This is a genomic window from Akkermansia muciniphila, assembly GCF_900184965.1.
Classification (GTDB): Bacteria; Verrucomicrobiota; Verrucomicrobiia; order Verrucomicrobiales; family Akkermansiaceae; genus Akkermansia; species Akkermansia muciniphila_A.
Genome location: NZ_FXYA01000137.1, coordinates 1 through 16784, shown reverse-complemented (window position 1 = coordinate 16784; position 16784 = coordinate 1). Strand labels below are relative to the sequence as shown.

General features: G+C 57.7%; 26 protein-coding genes. 18 read left to right on the top strand and 8 right to left on the bottom strand.

Annotation, left to right across the window (positions count from 1 at the left end):
- From CI070_RS02755 to CI070_RS02730, 8 genes are all read right to left on the bottom strand, one after another.
- Positions 1-478 (bottom strand): hypothetical protein (locus tag CI070_RS02755; RefSeq protein WP_143245519.1); only part of this gene is annotated, 478 nt, incomplete at its 3' end.
- 5 nt (positions 479-483) lie between these two features.
- Positions 484-2139, bottom strand: coding sequence for a hypothetical protein (locus tag CI070_RS02750; protein ID WP_094135520.1), 1656 nt, complete (start codon positions 2137-2139; stop codon positions 484-486).
- Positions 2140-2147: 8 nt separating this feature from the next.
- The gene (locus CI070_RS13420) at positions 2148-2288 is read right to left on the bottom strand and encodes a hypothetical protein (protein ID WP_179218300.1); all 141 of its coding nucleotides are present in this window, start codon (positions 2286-2288) and stop codon (positions 2148-2150) included.
- A gap of 6 nt (positions 2289-2294) precedes the next feature.
- Positions 2295-2846, bottom strand: a complete 552-nt coding sequence (locus CI070_RS02745; protein ID WP_094135519.1) for a hypothetical protein — start codon at positions 2844-2846, stop codon at positions 2295-2297.
- Positions 2810-2947, bottom strand: coding sequence for a hypothetical protein (locus CI070_RS13415; RefSeq protein WP_179218299.1), 138 nt, complete (start codon positions 2945-2947; stop codon positions 2810-2812). Before CI070_RS13415 ends, CI070_RS02745 begins: the two co-directional genes overlap by 37 nt.
- Positions 2948-2959: 12 nt before the next feature.
- Positions 2960-3688 carry a hypothetical protein gene (locus tag CI070_RS02740; RefSeq protein ID WP_094135518.1) on the bottom strand — a complete coding sequence of 243 codons (729 nt, stop codon included), beginning with the start codon at positions 3686-3688 and terminating at the stop codon, positions 2960-2962.
- A 6-nt stretch (positions 3689-3694) separates the two neighbouring features.
- Positions 3695-3964 carry a hypothetical protein gene (locus CI070_RS02735; protein ID WP_094135517.1) on the bottom strand — a complete coding sequence of 90 codons (270 nt, stop codon included), beginning with the start codon at positions 3962-3964 and terminating at the stop codon, positions 3695-3697.
- A 12-nt stretch (positions 3965-3976) separates the two neighbouring features.
- A complete protein-coding gene (locus CI070_RS02730; protein ID WP_094135516.1) occupies positions 3977-4216 on the bottom strand; it encodes a hypothetical protein in 240 nt (79 codons plus the stop codon).
- Positions 4217-4578: 362 nt separating this feature from the next.
- Here CI070_RS02730 and CI070_RS02725 point away from each other — a divergent pair, with 362 nt between their 5' ends.
- The 18 genes from CI070_RS02725 to CI070_RS02645 form a co-directional block, all read left to right on the top strand.
- Positions 4579-4914, top strand: a complete 336-nt coding sequence (locus tag CI070_RS02725) for a helix-turn-helix domain-containing protein (protein ID WP_094135515.1) — start codon at positions 4579-4581, stop codon at positions 4912-4914.
- 136 nt (positions 4915-5050) lie between these two features.
- Positions 5051-5308, top strand: a complete 258-nt coding sequence (locus tag CI070_RS13845) for a hypothetical protein (RefSeq protein ID WP_218824878.1) — start codon at positions 5051-5053, stop codon at positions 5306-5308.
- A 96-nt stretch (positions 5309-5404) separates the two neighbouring features.
- Positions 5405-5677 carry a hypothetical protein gene (locus tag CI070_RS02720; RefSeq protein ID WP_143246893.1) on the top strand — a complete coding sequence of 91 codons (273 nt, stop codon included), beginning with the start codon at positions 5405-5407 and terminating at the stop codon, positions 5675-5677.
- Between the two features lie 110 nt (positions 5678-5787).
- Positions 5788-6117, top strand: a complete 330-nt coding sequence (locus tag CI070_RS02715; protein ID WP_094135513.1) for a hypothetical protein — start codon at positions 5788-5790, stop codon at positions 6115-6117.
- 56 nt (positions 6118-6173) lie between these two features.
- On the top strand, positions 6174-6713 hold the full coding sequence (locus CI070_RS02710; protein ID WP_094135512.1) for an N-acetylmuramoyl-L-alanine amidase: 540 nt from the start codon (positions 6174-6176) through the stop codon (positions 6711-6713).
- Between the two features lie 5 nt (positions 6714-6718).
- Entirely contained in the window at positions 6719-7072 is a 354-nt protein-coding gene (locus CI070_RS02705) for a hypothetical protein (RefSeq protein WP_143245518.1), read from the top strand.
- 65 nt (positions 7073-7137) lie between these two features.
- On the top strand, positions 7138-7377 hold the full coding sequence (locus tag CI070_RS02700) for a hypothetical protein (protein WP_094135510.1): 240 nt from the start codon (positions 7138-7140) through the stop codon (positions 7375-7377).
- Positions 7370-7912, top strand: a complete 543-nt coding sequence (locus CI070_RS02695) for a hypothetical protein (RefSeq protein ID WP_094135509.1) — start codon at positions 7370-7372, stop codon at positions 7910-7912. The genes CI070_RS02700 and CI070_RS02695 overlap by 8 nt, the downstream gene beginning before the upstream one ends.
- A gap of 218 nt (positions 7913-8130) precedes the next feature.
- Entirely contained in the window at positions 8131-9546 is a 1416-nt protein-coding gene (locus CI070_RS02690; RefSeq protein ID WP_094135508.1) for a phage terminase large subunit family protein, read from the top strand.
- Positions 9543-11009 carry a phage portal protein family protein gene (locus tag CI070_RS02685; RefSeq protein ID WP_094135507.1) on the top strand — a complete coding sequence of 489 codons (1467 nt, stop codon included), beginning with the start codon at positions 9543-9545 and terminating at the stop codon, positions 11007-11009. Before CI070_RS02690 ends, CI070_RS02685 begins: the two co-directional genes overlap by 4 nt.
- The gene (locus CI070_RS02680; RefSeq protein ID WP_094135506.1) at positions 11002-11301 is read left to right on the top strand and encodes a hypothetical protein; all 300 of its coding nucleotides are present in this window, start codon (positions 11002-11004) and stop codon (positions 11299-11301) included. Before CI070_RS02685 ends, CI070_RS02680 begins: the two co-directional genes overlap by 8 nt.
- Complete coding sequence (locus CI070_RS02675) at positions 11298-11846, top strand: hypothetical protein (RefSeq protein WP_094135505.1); 549 nt, start codon at positions 11298-11300, stop codon at positions 11844-11846. The genes CI070_RS02680 and CI070_RS02675 overlap by 4 nt, the downstream gene beginning before the upstream one ends.
- Complete coding sequence (locus tag CI070_RS02670; RefSeq protein WP_094135504.1) at positions 11843-12841, top strand: phage protease; 999 nt, start codon at positions 11843-11845, stop codon at positions 12839-12841. The genes CI070_RS02675 and CI070_RS02670 overlap by 4 nt, the downstream gene beginning before the upstream one ends.
- Positions 12842-12883: 42 nt before the next feature.
- On the top strand, positions 12884-13795 hold the full coding sequence (locus tag CI070_RS02665) for a hypothetical protein (RefSeq protein WP_094135503.1): 912 nt from the start codon (positions 12884-12886) through the stop codon (positions 13793-13795).
- A 63-nt stretch (positions 13796-13858) separates the two neighbouring features.
- The gene (locus tag CI070_RS02660; RefSeq protein ID WP_094135502.1) at positions 13859-14224 is read left to right on the top strand and encodes a phage protein Gp36 family protein; all 366 of its coding nucleotides are present in this window, start codon (positions 13859-13861) and stop codon (positions 14222-14224) included.
- A 4-nt stretch (positions 14225-14228) separates the two neighbouring features.
- Complete coding sequence (locus tag CI070_RS02655) at positions 14229-14687, top strand: hypothetical protein (RefSeq protein ID WP_094135501.1); 459 nt, start codon at positions 14229-14231, stop codon at positions 14685-14687.
- A gap of 22 nt (positions 14688-14709) precedes the next feature.
- Complete coding sequence (locus CI070_RS02650; protein WP_094135500.1) at positions 14710-15111, top strand: hypothetical protein; 402 nt, start codon at positions 14710-14712, stop codon at positions 15109-15111.
- Positions 15112-15113: 2 nt separating this feature from the next.
- Positions 15114-16784: hypothetical protein (locus CI070_RS02645; RefSeq protein WP_143245517.1), on the top strand; the 1671-nt coding region annotated here is incomplete at its 3' end.

The following is a 16784-nucleotide window of genomic DNA, read 5'->3' as shown; positions in this document are numbered from 1 at the left end:
CCCCGCCGATGCCCAGGCCTCGGGCAAGCTCGCGGAGGGTGTGCATGTAAGACTTGGCCCAGGACGGGGAGGCGTTGACGATCTGGCCGGAGTATTTGGCGGCGATGTAGCGGGCCGTGTAGGTCTTGCCGCCGCCCGCGGGAGCTACGACCAGCACCAGCCTGTGCTCGTCCTGTGCGATCCGTGCGGCGGCAACAGCATCCGCGGCCACCTGGATATGATCCAGCAGCACGATGCCGCCGTCCACAACAGGCACTTGATCGGCGGCGGTGATGTCCGCATCCAGAGCGGCCTGCACGGCAGCCAGCGCATTGTGGCAGTTGCCGGAGTAGGTGCCTTTCTTGACCTTTCCCCAGGAGGACGGGGAGAGGGTGAATTTGACGCGGCGGCAGAAGTCGGCGTCATTGAGTCCGGTTGCGGCCTGGTTGGAGGCCAGGGCCAGCACGTCAGGGTGTTGTGATAGTGTGTATTTATCCATAATGATTACCAGTTAAGGGTTGTTGATGTAGAGGATTGCGACGCGCGGCGGCGCATGGCGGCGTAGTCGTCGCGGGTGGGGAGCGCCGGGGGTACGGGCTGCACCCTGGCGGAGTCCTGTTCCGCGGCGCGCTTGAGGGGGTCCAGGGCATAGGAACGGGCACGGCGGACTGCGGCGTCCTTGAGGCCGGGCGTCGGCGCGGGGTCGGCGGCGTCATCGCCGGAGGCATCGTCCGCGGTGTTGGTCTGCGTGATGGTGGTTTGACCGTTGAGGGCGCGGAGGGTGGATTCCCTGGCAGCCTTGCCGCTGGAGGTCATGTTGTGGTATTCGGTCCGCATGATCTGGCGGATGTGGCGGGACATGTCATCTTCAATACCGCCCATGGCCACGGGGTTGGCGCAGTCCGCCATGTCCAGGAATTTCCCCGTTTTGGGGTCGGACACCATGGCGCGCAAAGGCCACTCACCAAGGGGGTCAAAGTGCAGGGTCAGTTCCCGGCCTTCTTCCGCCACCAGCCACGGCGCGCTGAAGGTGTAGCGTTGGGACACACCCAGGGGGCCGGGCACGGTGGCACGCAGGGCGGCCTTGGTTACTTTGCGGGTAACGACGGCCGGAGCCATGAGCCACTCGGCGTCGGCGGGCATGGGCCGCAGGGGATGGGCCGCGGTGTCCCTGGCCCACACGTCCGCGGGCACCCACTTGCCGTATTCGCGGGATTCCCAGCGGTCGTGGTTGCAGTAGTCGATGGCGCGGGTGATGATGTCCGTTGCCTCCGATAACATGGGGAAATATTTGCGGGGGTCTTTCCTGCCCTGACGGCAGGCGACATACAATTCACTGGTGGCCTTGTCTTCCGCTTGATAGCGGCCAACATGGCCCTTGGCCAGCGCGCTGATAACCGTCCAGAGCTTGCCGAAGAACTTTTCGACCAGTTTGCACTGGGGCCTGCCCTGCGCGTCAATGTGGCCAATCCGCAAGTGGTTGAGGACGGCCTGGACTCGGTTGCTTTTCCAGACACCGCCTTCCAAGACATAGTTTTCAAAGCATCCTACGTCCCGGCTGGTGCGGATCATGGCGGCGGCCACGTCCTCGCCCCGGTAGGATTGTTCAAACCTGATGACATACGACCATGTAGGAATGAACGATGAAGCATCGTCGTGACAAACAAGCAACTGGAAGCGCCCCAGGCGCACGCCGTATTTGTCCGCGCAGGCATCGCCCCTCCACGGCCAGGGTACTACCACGCCGAAGTTGATCGTGGCATCGTCCCAGCTTGCCCGTTGCCCTGCCCTCAACGGGGAGCCGTCCGGATTGCGCCGGAGCAGGCCGGGCTGATAGGCGAGTTCACGCAGCTTTCTTTCACCGCCACGATGGAAGCCAACCAGCGGCCGGGCGTTCTTCATCACTTCCCTGGCCACGGCCGGGAGGGTGTGCTTGGAGGAACGGGCCATTTTGTCCCAGGCGATTTCCGGGTGCGCCTGGGTAAACAGGTCCCAGGCAATCGTCATGCTGCCGCTTTTGCGGGTAGCGTTGGTGGACAGGTACAGGCTGGCCAGCTCGCGCTTGAGGTCGTCGGTCAGGTCGATCTGGCGCGGACGACCACGGCGGCCGGAACCGTCAGCGGAAAAAGCGTTGAGAGAATGATCCGGGAGAATAGCCATAGGAGGAATTAACGGATTTTAACGGATACGTTATCCATAAGGAATAAGGCGAGAAAGAAGGCCAGGAACGGGCTGTCGTATAACGCCAGAGTCACGCAGATGGAGGCCACAGCGATGATGTAAAGAATGGCGAGGCAATATCGGTTCATGGGGGATTAGTTGCCCAGGCGCTGGCCTGGCAGTTGTCTGGTGGAGGGGTCCAGGCGGACGCAGGATTCCGCGGCGGATATGATGGCGTCCGCCCCGTCCGTGCTGGCGTTGCTCCATCCGGTGTAGTCCACCAGATTGTTCAAGTTGACATAGGCGCAGAGGATGCTTTGCCGTGCTTTTTCCATGGACTGGGCCAGATTGCCAAAGATGGCTTTCAACGTCCGGATTTTGGCGGTCAGCTTTTCGATTTCTTCCTGCATGGCGTCTTTCTTCTTCTCCTGGTTCGTTTCCAGTCTCTTGATTGACTTTTCAAGACCAATGCGGTGATGCTCGAACAGAGAGGCCACCAGCCCGTGCTGTTCCACGCTCATGGTCAGATCCAGCCCCAGAGCGTCCTTTTTTGTTACTACCTCCGCATGAACCTGGGCATATGGGATTTGCAGGGCATAGCTGGCCACGACGATGAGCAGTTCCTGCTCGTCGTCATAATCCGTGGCGTAGCGCAGAGTTCGGATGTCGGTCAGGCTGGCCTCGTCAATTCCGTACCGGGCAAGCATCTTGTCAGCAGGGCGCGGGCATTGACGGCTTCACCGTCTTCCCCTCGCTGGGCGAGGGCCAGGAGTTTTTGCAGTTTGGCGATCAGGGCGTCGTGGTCCATGGCGGCAATGGGTTAGAGGTATTTTTCCAGGTCATCCGGTGCGGCATCCAGCACGCTTTTCCACAGGGCGGCAAAGGCGCGCTTGCTTTCGCCGTCAAAGGCTTCCCAGTTTTCAAATCCGGTCTTGAGACTGGATACCGCCTTGGGAAGAATGCCCACGGGCTTCTTGGTTTCCTGGTCGATGCCGATATACAGCGGGTCTTTCCGTCGCTCAATGGCCACATCCTTGGCCTTTTGCCCGCCAACCGCGCGCATGGCCTGGATAAGCGTCCACTCACCTTTTTCCACCCGTTCCAGGGCGTTGGCGTAGATGGCTTCTTCCTCGTCGCCTTCCGCGGTTTCGGTGGCCGTCTGGAGGGTGTCCAGGCGGGCAATATCCGACCCCTCCGCGGGAGCGCCCAGTTGCAGTCGGCTGATGCTCATGTTAGCCGCAATGTCGTCCAGGGCAGCAAGATGGTCGTCCCACTCCGCGTCTCCATAGGATGGGACGTGATCCAGGGCCAGGATTTTGCAGGCCGTGTTATAGGCGTTTGCCCAACGGAAGAGTGTCCGCCTCGACACATCCACATCCAGAATGGAGATGATGCCGTTGACGGATGTCTTGGCACGGGCTGACAGGGCGACGATGCAGGCCCCGGCTTTCAGGGCGTTGGCGCACGCGGAGATTAGGTCACGCTTGGCTCCGGCCGCATAGTTCCGGATGGCGTCTTCTTCTTTGATTGCTACTTCTTTTTTAGCCATAATGTTTTAGTGTTTGAGTTCGTCAATGGCATCCGGCGTCAGGCCGGAGCGGCGGCATGCGCCGCGCAGGGTGAGCAGGGCTTGGCGCTCCCACTCCAGGATGGTGTCCTCATGGACGCCGCACCACGCAGTCAGTTGCCTGCACGTGAGCGGCCCCGTGAGGGGAAAGCCGAATTCACGATGCGCCCAGCGACGCACTACGGGCCGCCGCAACAGGCGCAGCAGGCAGACGGCGCGGAGTTCCGCGGGAAGGTTGGCAAATTCGGCGTCGGTCATTGATTTTAAGAATTACAGGGGGTAAATAATGAAATCGACGGTCGCAACCACCAAAAGGAAGGCAAGCGCAGCCAGGGCGATGCCGCCGATCAGGTACAGGCCCAGGGTTTTCAGCCTGCGCCAGATGGCCGATGATTGCCCGTTGTCCTGTGCCTCTACAGCAAAGGGGGCATTTTCCCCGTTGGCGACATACAGGGCTGCGCGCTTTTCAGCGCGATCCCGGCGGGCGGAGGCTAGTTGAATGTCAGTCATGGCGATTAGGAGTGACTAGTTTCCCATTCCCGGTCGTTTTGTTTTGCGAGCTGGTCAGCAGCTTTTTCTATGGTTGTTTTGTTCATTTGATTGAATGGTTATTGGTGGAGGTGTAACGCCGGGATGGCAGGGCATCAATAAGGCGTAGAAGGAGTGTACTTTTGCGACACCCTGAAAGAACCTTGGAAAAATGCGAAAAACTTACACCGCAACAGATTGAGGCTGTTTTATATGTCCATCCTTTTTTCTTCAGGCCCATCTTTATTGATAGTAAATCTTGCTTGGTTTTCATCTGCGCTCTGTTACCTTTTGGATATGTTTCCGCGGAAACATGGACACATAAATAACCAATTGGCTATATAATGCAACAAGAAAAACATCCGAACGGTAATTTTTCTTCTCGACTTAGGACTGCTTTAGAGAATAAAAAAATGAAGCAGAAAGAATTGGGGAAGCTAACCGGGCTTTCCAATGTTGCAATATCTCGTTATCTATCAGGGGATAGAAGGCCTGGAGGAGATGAATTGTACCGAATAGCATCCGTGTTGGGAATAAACATGGAATGGTTAATTGCGGGAACCGGGGAAGGTGAAAAAATAACCGATTGGCAACGCCGTGCAGAATCAGCAGAACGACAATTGAGTGAACTAAAGAAGGCTGTTCGGGTGTTGCTGAGCGTTGTGGCTATTGATGATTAATTTGTGACACATGTCACAAACATGGATTACGCAATCAGCTTATTATCAATATATTTGATTCGATATGTTTTAAAAAAATTTCAGCTGAAATTTTTTTAGTTGTATATCAATAAAACATATTGTAATTTCGTTCATTATGAAAAATGAAGTTGTGACACGTGTCACAAAAACATTGCCTTTCAATATTGTTTTCTGCCGCGGCCTCATGAAGAAAAAAAGAGTCACTGCCCGAAAAGCGGCGGAAGAACTAGGGACAAGTTATTCTAATATCTCAAAAGTACTAACTGGAATTTTGAAAAGTAAATCTCTAGAAGAAAAGCTTATGAATTACCTTAGAGACATACCTTCACCTTCCAAACCCTCCCGGCGGAGGAAAATATCAACATCTAACTGAACATCCATGACAAGGTAAACAAAAAACTAGACATGTCAGAATGAAGGGAACATTTTTCACCTTGTCTCAAGTTGATTTTATTTGTATAAATTCTCTATGCGTTATTTTCTTGCCTTAGTCCTTCCCCCTGTCGCAGCATTGATTTACGGTGGTATCGGTGCTTTCCTTCTGAATTTGATCCTTTTTGTAACAGGGATTGGCCCGTGGATACATGCATTATTGATTGTTATTAAAAAAGATAAGATGGATATGCATCAACAGATGATGCATGCAATGCAGCAGCAATCGCAGTTGCAAATGGCTCAATTACAGCAACAACAAATGATGATGCAACAGCAAATGCTGAATCAATCAGCCCTCCCGAAATAACCAACGATTGAACATTCTTCCAATCAGGCCGCGGCATCCGTGCTGCGGCCTTTTTCGTGCCATGATAGGGGTTCTTGAATACATAACATCAACCAATAACATGGAATAAAATGAATAACATAAACAAGGAAGAAGCTGCCGGAATTGTCACGCGCATCCTGATGGCTCTGAAAGTCCCAGGCAACTGGGCCAAGGTACTGGCCGGAGCCCTCGTTGGGGCGCTGGGCGCCTGGATGGGCCTGACGCAAACGTCCTGCACCTCCACGGCGCAGTCTGATCCTCCGGGCCGTGTTGGCATCAATATCCGGCAAGGGCAATACACCATCACCCGCGCCGGAAGGGAACTGGTCTGGAACAACGACACTCACACACTGACGTGGTCCCAGTCCCAGCCTATAACGGATAATCCACCCGTCGTGCAAGCCGACCTCACCAAGTAACCCAACCATTCCGGGCGGAGTAACGCCCGCCTGGAACATAGAAAGGACATATTACTATGAAAGTATGTATTGACATTGGACATTGTCCATCAGCTCCCGGAGCGGAAAACCGGAATTACCATATCAGCGAGTACCGCTTTTGGAGCACGTATGCTCCGCGGCTTGCCAATTACCTGCGGGGATATGGACATGACGCGGTGATAGTCAACCGGGAAATGGACGGAGGCGGCACGGGCATGACTGCCTGTGTACGGGCCTGCAACGAGGCCAACGCCGACATCATTGTGGCCCTGCACGCCAACGCCTACAACGGCAAGGCATCCGGCACGGAAACCCTGTACTGGCACACGTCGCCGCGCGGCAAGCGTCTGGCCCAGTGCATCCAGACACAAATGGTCAAGGCCCTGGGATTGCCAGACCGGGGCATCAAGCCCATCACCGGGACAGAGCGCGGAGGCGCGCAGCTCCGTGGAACCGTAGCCCCCTGTGTCATTGTGGAGCCGTTTTTCATCGACAACGACTACGACTACGAAACAGCCTTGGAACAGGATGCCAACCTATGCGGGGCAATTGCCGTCGGCATAGCCAACTATTGATGACCATGGAAAACAGTGAATTCTTGTGGCAAGGGCTGATGGTGTTGTCCATGGTTGGTAACGCCTTACAGGGCTGGGTACTCCTGAAATTCCATGGGAAGCCGCGTGGGGTCAAAGTGGAAGACCAGCCTGTGGAAGTCATCGAAGGCAAGCAGGCCGCTACGATGGACAACATCAAGGTGCTGCACCACCGTCTGGACGAACACGGCCGGAGGTTGGAAACTCTGGAAGCTGGCCGTGAAACGGACAAGCGGGAAATCGTGGATGAAATCATTAAAATGAGAGAACAAAGCCACGCACAATTCGCCACCTTGAACCGAGCTATTGGCAGGCTGGAAGGCTCCCGCCTCCAGGACTAAGGACATCCTTGTTCCATCAGGCCGCGGCATCCGTGCCGCGGCCTTTGTTGTGTCAGGATAGCTGCATGACCGAAGCCCAAAAAGTACGTCAAATCATCCTGGAATACCTTGCCACGCAGGACGCGCTGCCGTCTGCCGCGGGGAAAATCGAAACGGAAATCCGTCTGGCCGGGTACGACCAGACGCAGGCCGCCGCGGAGCTGGAAACCCTGGAAGCCCTGGGATATGTCCACCGCCTGCCCTCCGCATTCGGTTGCCGATGGATCATCCTGGACCGTGGAAAGGAGGCCCTCACTCATGGCTAAACGCACCGCCAGCGCGGCCATCAGCCGCATGCCTGCCAAGGTGCAGGATGCCGTCAGCCGATGCCTGGCCGACGGGGGAACGTGGCGTGATGTTGCTGCCTTGTGTGACGCCTCCGGCTATCCCGGCGTAACGCCGCAAAACGTCACTAACTACCGCAAGGGCGCACACCGGGAATGGCTGGCACGGCAAGAACGCCTTGCCCAAGCCCAGGCTGCTTACTCCTGGAAAATCGACCTGCTGAACAAATACAAGGAGGACGGCGGCCCGGCGGAAGCCGGGATCGCGGCGGCCATGGACATGCTGGAATCAGCCCTGGCGGAAATGGACGCCGAGGACATCAAGGGCCTGATTGCCGACAAGCCCGGCAAAATATTCGACCTCATGAAAATGCTGATCAACTTCCGCCGTGAGCTGGCCGACATTCGGCGGGAGGAACGCGAGGCCGCGGCGGCCGTGGAAGAAGGGAAGCCTGCCCAGGCCGGACTGACTGACGAAGACCTCGCCCGCATCGAAGAAGCCATGAACCTGCTTTGACCCATGAAATCCCGCCAATTCACTCCACTATTCCAAGCCCGCCGCTGTACTCTGGAGCGGGCAGTTGGCTATCGCCGCTGGCGGTTTATTTCTTATCGTGGCCGCCTATGGGGCTGGCCACGGAAAGAACTCCCCCTGACCAGTGCCGGAAAGTTTTTTATGGACAGCATTCTCGCGCGTCTCTCCCGTTTGAAATAGCCATAAATCTGCTTTAACCCATGAAATCCCGCATTATCAGGCGCAAGGCGAAACTGCCGCGCAGCATGGTCTATCAGGCTGAATTCCTAGAGGACTCTGCCGACAACATTCTCGTGGAAAAAGGCCGCCAAATCGGCCTTTCGGAATACGCCGCCTTGAAGGCTGTCCGCTCCTGTGTGAAACGCGGGGCGCGGTGGGACTGGTGGGTGTGCAGCCGCGACCTGGGAGCGGCCAAGCAATTCATTGACGACTGCAAGAAATGGGCGGAAATTTATAACTTGGGAGCCGTTGCCCTGGGGGAAGAAATCATCGAAGGGGAGACGGTCTATACCATCACCTTTGCCACGGGCCGCACCATCCACGCCCTGTCCAGCAACGCGGACGTGCTGGCGGGCAAGCGCGGCAACGTCATCCTGGACGAATTTGCGCTCCACAAAGACCAGCAAAAACTGCTGAAGGTTTCCTCCGCTGTCACGCAGTGGGGCGGACAGCGCATCATCATATCCACGCACCGCGGAAAGCAATCCGTCTTTGCTCTGATTGTCAATGACTGCATCAATAACGGCAATCCAATGGGGTGGAGCCACCACCGCATCACGATTGCGGACGCCGTGGAAGCTGGGATCGTCGAGCGGATCAACGCCAAGACGGGTAAAAAAATGACCCGCGAAGCATTCATGAAATCCTGCCGCGCCAAATGCCTGACGGAATCTGATTATCTGGAAGAATACATGTGCGTGCCCCAGGACACGGCGGGCCAGCTCATCTCCTGGGACACCATCAACGCATGCACCAACGACCGCTACGCCTCTGCCGCGGGCAATCTGGCCGCAGAAGAAGGCCCCATCGGCGTGGGAGTGGACGTGGCACGCCAGAGCGACAAACACTGTTATATTGCTCTGAAAGAATGGCACGACCGTTATGTGGTCCGGCTGGTGTACTACCATGAGGACCATTCATGGGAAAGCCGCGACCGGAAGCTGGACGAAATCACCGGAACCGCGGGCGTCAAGCTGGTGGCCATCGACCAGACAGGCCTCGGCGACAAATACGTGGATGACGCCCGGAGGCGGCGCAACGGTCACAAAATCCGCGGCGTTACCTTTAACAATGCGTCCAAGGAAGAACTGGCCTCCAACTTGGCGCGCGCCATGGAAGCCGGAAAAATCATCCTCCCCAATCATGACCTCCTCAAAGCCCATATTGCGGCCATTGAGAAGGGCTACACCAAGACGGGACTGGTCTGCTACAACGCAGACCGGACGGACAGCGGCCACGCCGACCTCTTCTGGGCCTTGGCTTTGGCTCTGCACTCCCTGACGCTGAAAGCCGCCGAAGGGACCTGGACCAGGGAAGCCCTGGACGGCGTGAGCATGGGCGGCGGCCGCGGAAAATACCGCCACCAACGAAGAACCTACACCCCTACAAGACGATGACCATCCCACCTGAATTGAAACATGCCTCCGCGGTCCACGGCGGACCCCCTAAAAACGCGTTGTCCGCCAAGGACGGGGCAATGACCGTCAAGGAAATTCTGGCGCGCAAAAACGCCTCCCAGCACCGCGGGTCGGTCTGGGACGGCATCGTGCTGCCCTCCGCCCGGTCAACCTGGCTCATGCCCTCCCTCTCCTGGGTTACTCCTGAATATGTGGAACGTATTCTTACCGGGGCGCTCTCCGGGGAATCCCCGGAAGAGGAACACGCCTTGTACGAACTCATGATGCAGTCGTGGCCCCGCCTCGTCAAAAATGTGGTGGAGCTGAAAAACGCCGTCTGCGATCTTGTCTGGAACATCCAGAACCCGGAGAAGATGGACCTGCTCAACCACCTTGCGGAGCGAACCCGCGACGGCATGAAGGGCGACTACCGGGTGGACGGCCAGGGTTGGCGCGGCACGGTTGACGGATTGCTGGACGGCTGGTTCACGGGTGTGGCCGTCCGGGAAATCGACTGGGAAGTCCGGGGCTGCCGTCACATGCCCCAGGCATGGCTGCCGCGCCAGACGCGCCGTGTCCATCCCCGCTGGTACGGATGGACCGCGGAAACCGGGATGTTCGGCTTGCGATCTCCAGGAAGCGACATCTTGGGCAACATCCCGGAACATAAATTTCTGGTGGCAATCAACAATGTCGGTCTGGGCCATCCCAGCGGCGGAGCGCTGCTGCGATCCCTGGCGTGGTTCTGGTGTTGTGCCAACTTCAGCCGCGACTGGCTGTTGAGCTTTGCCCAGTTGTTTGGCCAGCCCATGCGCTGGGCGACCTACGACCCCAGCGACCCCAGCATCAAGGACCGCCTGGAAGAAATGATGGAGCTGATGGGGAGCGCGGCCTGGGCGGTCGTGCCCCAGGGGGCTAATGTCGAGCTTAAGGAAGCCGGCAACAAGGGAACGGACAACCCGCAGCGCCAGTTGATTGACCTCGCGGACACGGCCTGCGATCTGCTGATCCTGGGCCAGACATTGACCTCGTCTCCGGGCGAAGCCGGGAGCCGCGCCCTGGGGGAAGTACACTACAACGTCCGCAGCGACATTATCAACGCTGCGTCCGCCTGGGTTGCGGAAATCCTCAACGAACAACTGCTCCCCTCCGTCTATGCACTTAATACCGGGGATGCCGGGGAGGACTCCGTTTATCCTTACTACGCCCCAGGCAGCAAGACGACGAGCAATCCGGATGGAGTGGCTGCCCGTGTGAAAACATTGCTGGAGGCAGGCATACCGCTGAAAAAGGACTGGGTGCATGAAGTCACCGAAACACCGCAGCCGGGACCTGATGATGAAGTTTATACACGGCCGGACCCCGTCATGAGCGGGGCCATGATGGCCAAGGCGCTGGACCGCATGCCTGCCCAGGCACGGGAATACTACATGGGGAAACTACAGGAAGCCGTCCATGAATAAAACACCAATAGACCACCTGCAGCACCGCGTGCGCCAGCAACTGCCCACCGTGCTGGACGACTGGCTGGGCAAGGCCAGGGCAGAACTTGAAAGGCTCACCAGGGCGGCAGCGGACGAAGCCGTCAGCGACGAGGATTTTATCCATCTTCTGAATGATTTTGCCTCTGATCCCCTCCGGCTGGTCAAACTAATGAATCCGCACGCTCTGGCCAGCGCCCTGGAGGATGCCATGGGCACGGCCATGGCCGTGGGGAAAACGGACGTGGAACGGCAATACAGGAAAACCACATGAGCCTCAACCTCCGACTGGTCTGGGATGACGTCACCCCGGACCTCATGCGCCTGCTGCGGAGCGTTCCGACCGTCCGCAAGATTGCGGGCATGGCCATGCGTAACGCCCTGATTAGTCATTTCCGCGGCAAGAACGCCACTCCCAACCGCCTGGGCGGACCCCGCACCAACTTCTGGCTAGCGGTGGCGAACGCTTGCAGCGCGCCGATCGCCACGGGCGGCAAGGTGGTGGTGAGCATCCGGCACCCCCACGTGGCCACTCACGTGTACGGCGCGACCATCACCCCCAAAAAGGCCCGGATGCTGGCCATCCCGGTGGCGCCGGAGGGCCACGGAAAAAGCCCGCGCTCCATCAGCGGCCTTCGCTGTGTCTTTGACGGCCGCCGCCCGGTGGCGCTGGCCCTGGAGGGCAAGATTATCTACATCTTGAAAAAGTCCCAGCACATCCCCAGGGACCCGGATGCCCTGCCGCCGGACAGCAAGGTAAGTACTGCCGTCGGCCGGGCGGTGGGAATCTGGCTGGACCGCCAAAAGGGGGCATCTTGAGCAATCAGGCCGCGGAGTCCGTGCCGCGGCCCGTGGTGTGTCAGGATGACGGCATGATCTTATACGCCAAGCATGCCTTTTATACGACCCTGGCCGGGACGGATGATATCCAGTGGATGCCTCCCGGCAAGCACACGATCCACCCCAGTAACGACAAGGGCGAGGTTGTGGAACGAACTGTCCTGGTGGATGAAGCTGCCGCCGAAGCCGTGGAGGAATTGCGCCGCAAACTCCAAGAAGGTGCGGCGGATGGCCTGATGGATGAACCCTATATCGACTACGACCACCAGGACCACGATGCCGCCGGATGGGTCAAGCGCATCTACTGGGGTGGGGACGACCCCAAGACAGGCGGCATCCGCGCGGAAATCGAATGGACGCCGGAAGGCAAGGCCAAGGTGGAAGGTAAATCCTACCGCCGTTTTTCCCCCGTTTTTAAAGCGTCTGAACCTGATGAAGACGGTGTCTGCCGCATCATTGGGTCTGGCATCAACATGGGAGGGCTGGTCAATCGCGCCGCCTTCCAAACTATCGCACCTCTTCTTGGCAAAGACGGCAATCCCGCCGTCCCCGTCAACCAAACCCAAACCGCAAAAACAACCATGACCGACGACGAAATCAAGGCGCTGCAAGCCCAGCTTGAAGCCCTGAAAACCGAAAACGAGGAATTGAAGAAATCCCTCGCCGACATGAAAGCCAGGGCAGCTGACGCCTCCGTGGAAAAAGCCTGTGAAGAAGGCCGTATCACCCCGGATTTGAAAGCTTCCTGGAAGGAGATGATCCTGGCCGATCCCAAGGCGGAAATCCTGCTGGCCAAGCTGCCCGTCAATCCTGTCTTTGCCCAGCAATACAAGACTGGCGACAACAAGGACGGAGGCGGTCCGAAACTGACCGGGGAAAAGCTGCTGGCCAAGCACGCCTCTATCACCGATCCAGCCGAACGCCTCGCCTTTTTCAGGGCGCACGAAAAAGAATTGATCGCCGCCCGCGGTTGATCCCGCCCACCGATTACCAACCACACACTATATATAATAGACATGGCAACATCCATTGATTCAAAACTGAACGATGACATCATCGTCACCAGGGGGCTGGAAGCCTTCAAGGCATCCCTGGCCCCTCTGGGAAAATTCTCCATCAACTACTCCAAGGAAGCCGTCAGCAAGGGCGCCTCTTTAAAAGTGCCCCTGATCGGCGGCATCGAAGCGTCGAATACGGAAAACGACTATGAAACGGAAACCGGAACAATGAGCGCCGTAACCGTCACCATGGACGGCTATGCCAAAGCAACCGTGGGACTAACAGACCGCCAATTCATGGAAAGCTCGGCAGCCTCCTTGAACATCTTTGCCGGGCAGATGGGGAATGCTGTCGCTGTCAAAGTAATTGAAGGGGTATTTTCAAAAATTACCAAGGCCAATTACCCCACCACACTGGCGGCAACGTCCGGCATGTCCATGATGGACCTGCTTACCCTGGCGCGCGCCAAATGCGGCGAGCTGAAAGTGCCACTCTCCAATCGTGTTTATTTCCCCAGCGCGTCCGCTTATACGGCTTTGGCCAAGGATGCCTCCGTACAGGTGGCGTCCGCGTTGGCCTACGGCGGGACGGAGTACGTCCGGGACGGCCTCATTCCCCGCCTGCTGGGGTTTGACCTGATCGAATCAACCGTACTCCCGGCCAGCTCCGCCGCTTCCAATGGGTTTGTGGTGCATCCTTCTGCCCTGGCCGTCGCCACGCGGGCGGTTGTCCCCTCCGATACCAAGGGCTATCTGGACGCTCGGACTGTTACGGACCCGGACACGGGCATTACCATGTCTTACCGCCGCCATTATGCCTCCGGCGCGGGCAAGCACTTTCTAACATTCGAGTGTTATTATGGTTCATCTGTCGGTATTAAAGAGGCCCTGATACTGATGCCCTCCATTCCGGCGGCCACCGGATCTTAATTCATCTACTGGCCCGGTGCGGCGTATTGCCACGTCAAGCGCCGGGCCAGCCCCTTGTCATATATGAAAACCCTGCTCACTGAATCCGACTTGCTGGCAGCCATGCCCGCCCGGCAACTGGCCGACATTCGCGCCCAGGCTCCAGCCGGGGAAGATCCTGTCGTGGTCGTCATGATCCAGGCATGTGCCACGGTGGACGGCTACGTCGGCAACCGGGACATCCCGGCTGCTCTGGCCTCCAAACTGGCGCGTGATCTGGCCGTGTACGATCTGGCCAAGCTGCTGGACAAACCGACCGACGCCCAAAAGACCGCCTATGAAAACGCCTTGAAAGCACTGGACGATGTGCGGTCCGGACGTTTTGCCGGATCATCAGGCGGTGACGGAGCGGGAAACATGGGCTGGGGGTCCAACCGCAAAATACGTTAATATCATGCTTACCGACACTCAATGGCTGCTCTCCGCCCTGGTCGCGGAAATTCAGGCTGCCGGAATTGCCGACACCGTCGAAACCTTCAACGGCGTGGACATCGAAGAGGCTATCCGCCAGCTCCACGCTTACCCCTCCACTGTCGTAATCGTGATGCCTGACCTGCTCACCATGGATCACGACATCCAGGGAGGCGTTCCGGTCAAGGCGATCATCACGCGCAAGGTCAATCTGTTTATCGCCTCCGCCGCTTTCGGACGGCCGGGCGGAGACATGTCCACGGCCAACGCTATGGCAGACAAGTTGCTGGAGTTACTGACCTGGCACGAATTGGGACAATCCGGCCGCGTGCTGGTCAAGCCCGTGGCGGCCACGCCCCAGCAGATTGCCTTTGATTCCTCACCCTGTCGCGCCGTCTGGTCCATGCAGGTGGACGTCACCTGCCTGGAAAACTCATTCTGATAAACTGCCAACCCACAAATCTATGGCTGAAAATACTTATATTATCAAAGGAAATGACATTGTCTTTGGCATCCCGAACGGAATGACTGTGCCGTGGGGTGTGCTGACATCATTAAAACGCAAACCCTCCAATACTGTGGCTGAATTTACGGATGAATCCGGCGAAATCGGCACCCGTGTGTCTTATCAGACCAGGGAAACCTATACCCTGGAAGTGCTCCGCGGAGGTAAAAAGGGGGTGCTGGTCTCAAACCTGCCTGTGCCCACCCTGGATGACATCGTACAGCTTAACGGCAAGTACATGATCATTTCCAGCCTGGACGATTCGTGCGCCCAGGGGGATGCCCAGAAATATACTATTGAATTAACCTATTATCCGGGCATCGACCTGTCCCCGGCAGAACCTTCTAATTTGGAAAATTAGTCATGACTCCCGCCGTTGCCAATCTTGCCCTGGCCAAGGGTACCGCCTATGACGTTGCCCTGGTCATCCAGGACGCTGCCGCCCAGCCTATTGATCTGGCCGGGTTCACCCTGGAGGCCAGTATCAGAGCAGCCTCTGATACTGCCCCTGTCGATTTGGCTGTCATCGTGACTGATGCAGCGGCCGGGTTGGCAACGGTACGCATCCCGGCCCAGCCCCTTGGCATGGGGGCATGGGAACTCTGGATGCAGGCCGCGCCGGAAACCCCAAGGGAACGTGCCCTGCGCGGCCTAGTCACCGTATCGGAAACCGTGGACCCCAGAGAGAAGGAAAATCCGTCCTCCCATCGCCTGATCGTACGGGTCAGCGACACTGTTACTGTGATCGTGGATGCCGTGGATTTGGCGTGGTGGGCCTATACGCGCGCCGTCAAAGCCCAGTTAGAAACGGCATCGCTGGCCGCCACTTGGCCGCAGACGGTCAGTAATGGGGAGCAGGCCGTCAACACGGCCAAAAATGACGCTCTGGACGCCCTCCAGAACAAGCAGGCCGATGCCGTGCTTGCTGTGGGGAGAGCACAAAAAACTGCTACGGATAAGATTGCCGGAGCACAGACGGCCGCCGTTTCCGCCGTCCAAGCGGCGGGGGAGGAAGCGAAAGAGACGATTGAGCCCCTTGTCCGGCGAGCCGAAACCGCCAAGGATGATATTGACCAGGCGGAGAGGCTCATCAATACGGCGGCGACGGCTGCCGCGACATCCGCCACCAGCGCGGCCAATTCCGCGACGGCGGCCCAGCAAGCTTTGGCAGCCCTGCCGCAGGTGGACGAATCCGGCAACATGACGCTGGCCGGAGGGCTGACGGCGGCGGGGACCGTCAACGCCAACGGAGGCGTCAACATCCCGCTGGCCGTAGGCGCGCCGACGGACACGGGGGCGGTCAACCGTCTGTATGCCGCCGGAATAGCTGGCGTGACGGGCCTTTTTACGCTGCCTGCTTATCTGGACACAGAAGCGATAACGGCGACGGGGACGGCGGCAACTACCGTTCTCATTCCCGGCCAGTATGCGCAGACGAACGTTCCGGCACGGACGCACAGCACGATTGTTCATTACTTTGCGGGTCCTAAAGGCCAGTGGAATTATTCCAGTTTCGCGGGTTTTGCCGTCCCCTGGCAATTAACGTCCGCGGGAAAATTGACCGTGGGCCTGGGAAGAGGAAGCAAGACGACGCGGAAAGATTTAACGCTGGATTCTTACAGCATCATCCCCGGCAACAATCTTGCTTACAATACCGGGGAAATGTTGGATATTACATTTTCCAATGTCAGGGACACAACCCGGAACGGATACGTCATCCGCGTGCGTGAAATCTACGCCGCCGAAACCAGCCGGAACTGGAAAGTAAAGACCACAACCAGCTTTATTCCTGCCTCGCAAAATGAGCCAATACCTTATCTTGTCAACAGGGTCATTTATCAGCAATTTGCGCCGCGGTCCTACAATGCAGGAGATTATGGTGAGGCTTACGGCTCATTGTATTTACTGACCGGGGGAGGGACCAGCCAGAATCTCTGGAAGATTGCCACGGTTCGCGGAGTGACTACTTTTGAAACGGGCACGGGATTTTCCGCCGTTGTGACGGATATACCGGGAATTTCCGGTGGATCTGTC

What these genes read in the sequence shown, in the direction of transcription:
- CI070_RS02750 (WP_094135520.1), bottom strand. Translation starts at nt 2,139, where the DNA reads ATGGCTATTCTCCCGGATCATTCTCTCAACGCTTTTTCCGCTGACGGT.
- CI070_RS13420 (WP_179218300.1), bottom strand. Translation starts at nt 2,288, where the DNA reads ATGAACCGATATTGCCTCGCCATTCTTTACATCATCGCTGTGGCCTCC.
- CI070_RS02745 (WP_094135519.1), bottom strand. Translation starts at nt 2,846, where the DNA reads ATGCTTGCCCGGTACGGAATTGACGAGGCCAGCCTGACCGACATCCGA.
- CI070_RS13415 (WP_179218299.1), bottom strand. Translation starts at nt 2,947, where the DNA reads ATGGACCACGACGCCCTGATCGCCAAACTGCAAAAACTCCTGGCCCTC.
- CI070_RS02740 (WP_094135518.1), bottom strand. Translation starts at nt 3,688, where the DNA reads ATGGCTAAAAAAGAAGTAGCAATCAAAGAAGAAGACGCCATCCGGAAC.
- CI070_RS02735 (WP_094135517.1), bottom strand. Translation starts at nt 3,964, where the DNA reads ATGACCGACGCCGAATTTGCCAACCTTCCCGCGGAACTCCGCGCCGTC.
- CI070_RS02730 (WP_094135516.1), bottom strand. Translation starts at nt 4,216, where the DNA reads ATGACTGACATTCAACTAGCCTCCGCCCGCCGGGATCGCGCTGAAAAG.
- CI070_RS02725 (WP_094135515.1), top strand. Translation starts at nt 4,579, where the DNA reads ATGCAACAAGAAAAACATCCGAACGGTAATTTTTCTTCTCGACTTAGG.
- CI070_RS13845 (WP_218824878.1), top strand. Translation starts at nt 5,051, where the DNA reads ATGAAAAATGAAGTTGTGACACGTGTCACAAAAACATTGCCTTTCAAT.
- CI070_RS02720 (WP_143246893.1), top strand. Translation starts at nt 5,405, where the DNA reads ATGCGTTATTTTCTTGCCTTAGTCCTTCCCCCTGTCGCAGCATTGATT.
- CI070_RS02715 (WP_094135513.1), top strand. Translation starts at nt 5,788, where the DNA reads ATGAATAACATAAACAAGGAAGAAGCTGCCGGAATTGTCACGCGCATC.
- CI070_RS02710 (WP_094135512.1), top strand. Translation starts at nt 6,174, where the DNA reads ATGAAAGTATGTATTGACATTGGACATTGTCCATCAGCTCCCGGAGCG.
- CI070_RS02705 (WP_143245518.1), top strand. Translation starts at nt 6,719, where the DNA reads ATGGAAAACAGTGAATTCTTGTGGCAAGGGCTGATGGTGTTGTCCATG.
- CI070_RS02700 (WP_094135510.1), top strand. Translation starts at nt 7,138, where the DNA reads ATGACCGAAGCCCAAAAAGTACGTCAAATCATCCTGGAATACCTTGCC.
- CI070_RS02695 (WP_094135509.1), top strand. Translation starts at nt 7,370, where the DNA reads ATGGCTAAACGCACCGCCAGCGCGGCCATCAGCCGCATGCCTGCCAAG.
- CI070_RS02690 (WP_094135508.1), top strand. Translation starts at nt 8,131, where the DNA reads ATGAAATCCCGCATTATCAGGCGCAAGGCGAAACTGCCGCGCAGCATG.
- CI070_RS02685 (WP_094135507.1), top strand. Translation starts at nt 9,543, where the DNA reads ATGACCATCCCACCTGAATTGAAACATGCCTCCGCGGTCCACGGCGGA.
- CI070_RS02680 (WP_094135506.1), top strand. Translation starts at nt 11,002, where the DNA reads ATGAATAAAACACCAATAGACCACCTGCAGCACCGCGTGCGCCAGCAA.
- CI070_RS02675 (WP_094135505.1), top strand. Translation starts at nt 11,298, where the DNA reads ATGAGCCTCAACCTCCGACTGGTCTGGGATGACGTCACCCCGGACCTC.
- CI070_RS02665 (WP_094135503.1), top strand. Translation starts at nt 12,884, where the DNA reads ATGGCAACATCCATTGATTCAAAACTGAACGATGACATCATCGTCACC.
- CI070_RS02660 (WP_094135502.1), top strand. Translation starts at nt 13,859, where the DNA reads ATGAAAACCCTGCTCACTGAATCCGACTTGCTGGCAGCCATGCCCGCC.
- CI070_RS02655 (WP_094135501.1), top strand. Translation starts at nt 14,229, where the DNA reads ATGCTTACCGACACTCAATGGCTGCTCTCCGCCCTGGTCGCGGAAATT.
- CI070_RS02650 (WP_094135500.1), top strand. Translation starts at nt 14,710, where the DNA reads ATGGCTGAAAATACTTATATTATCAAAGGAAATGACATTGTCTTTGGC.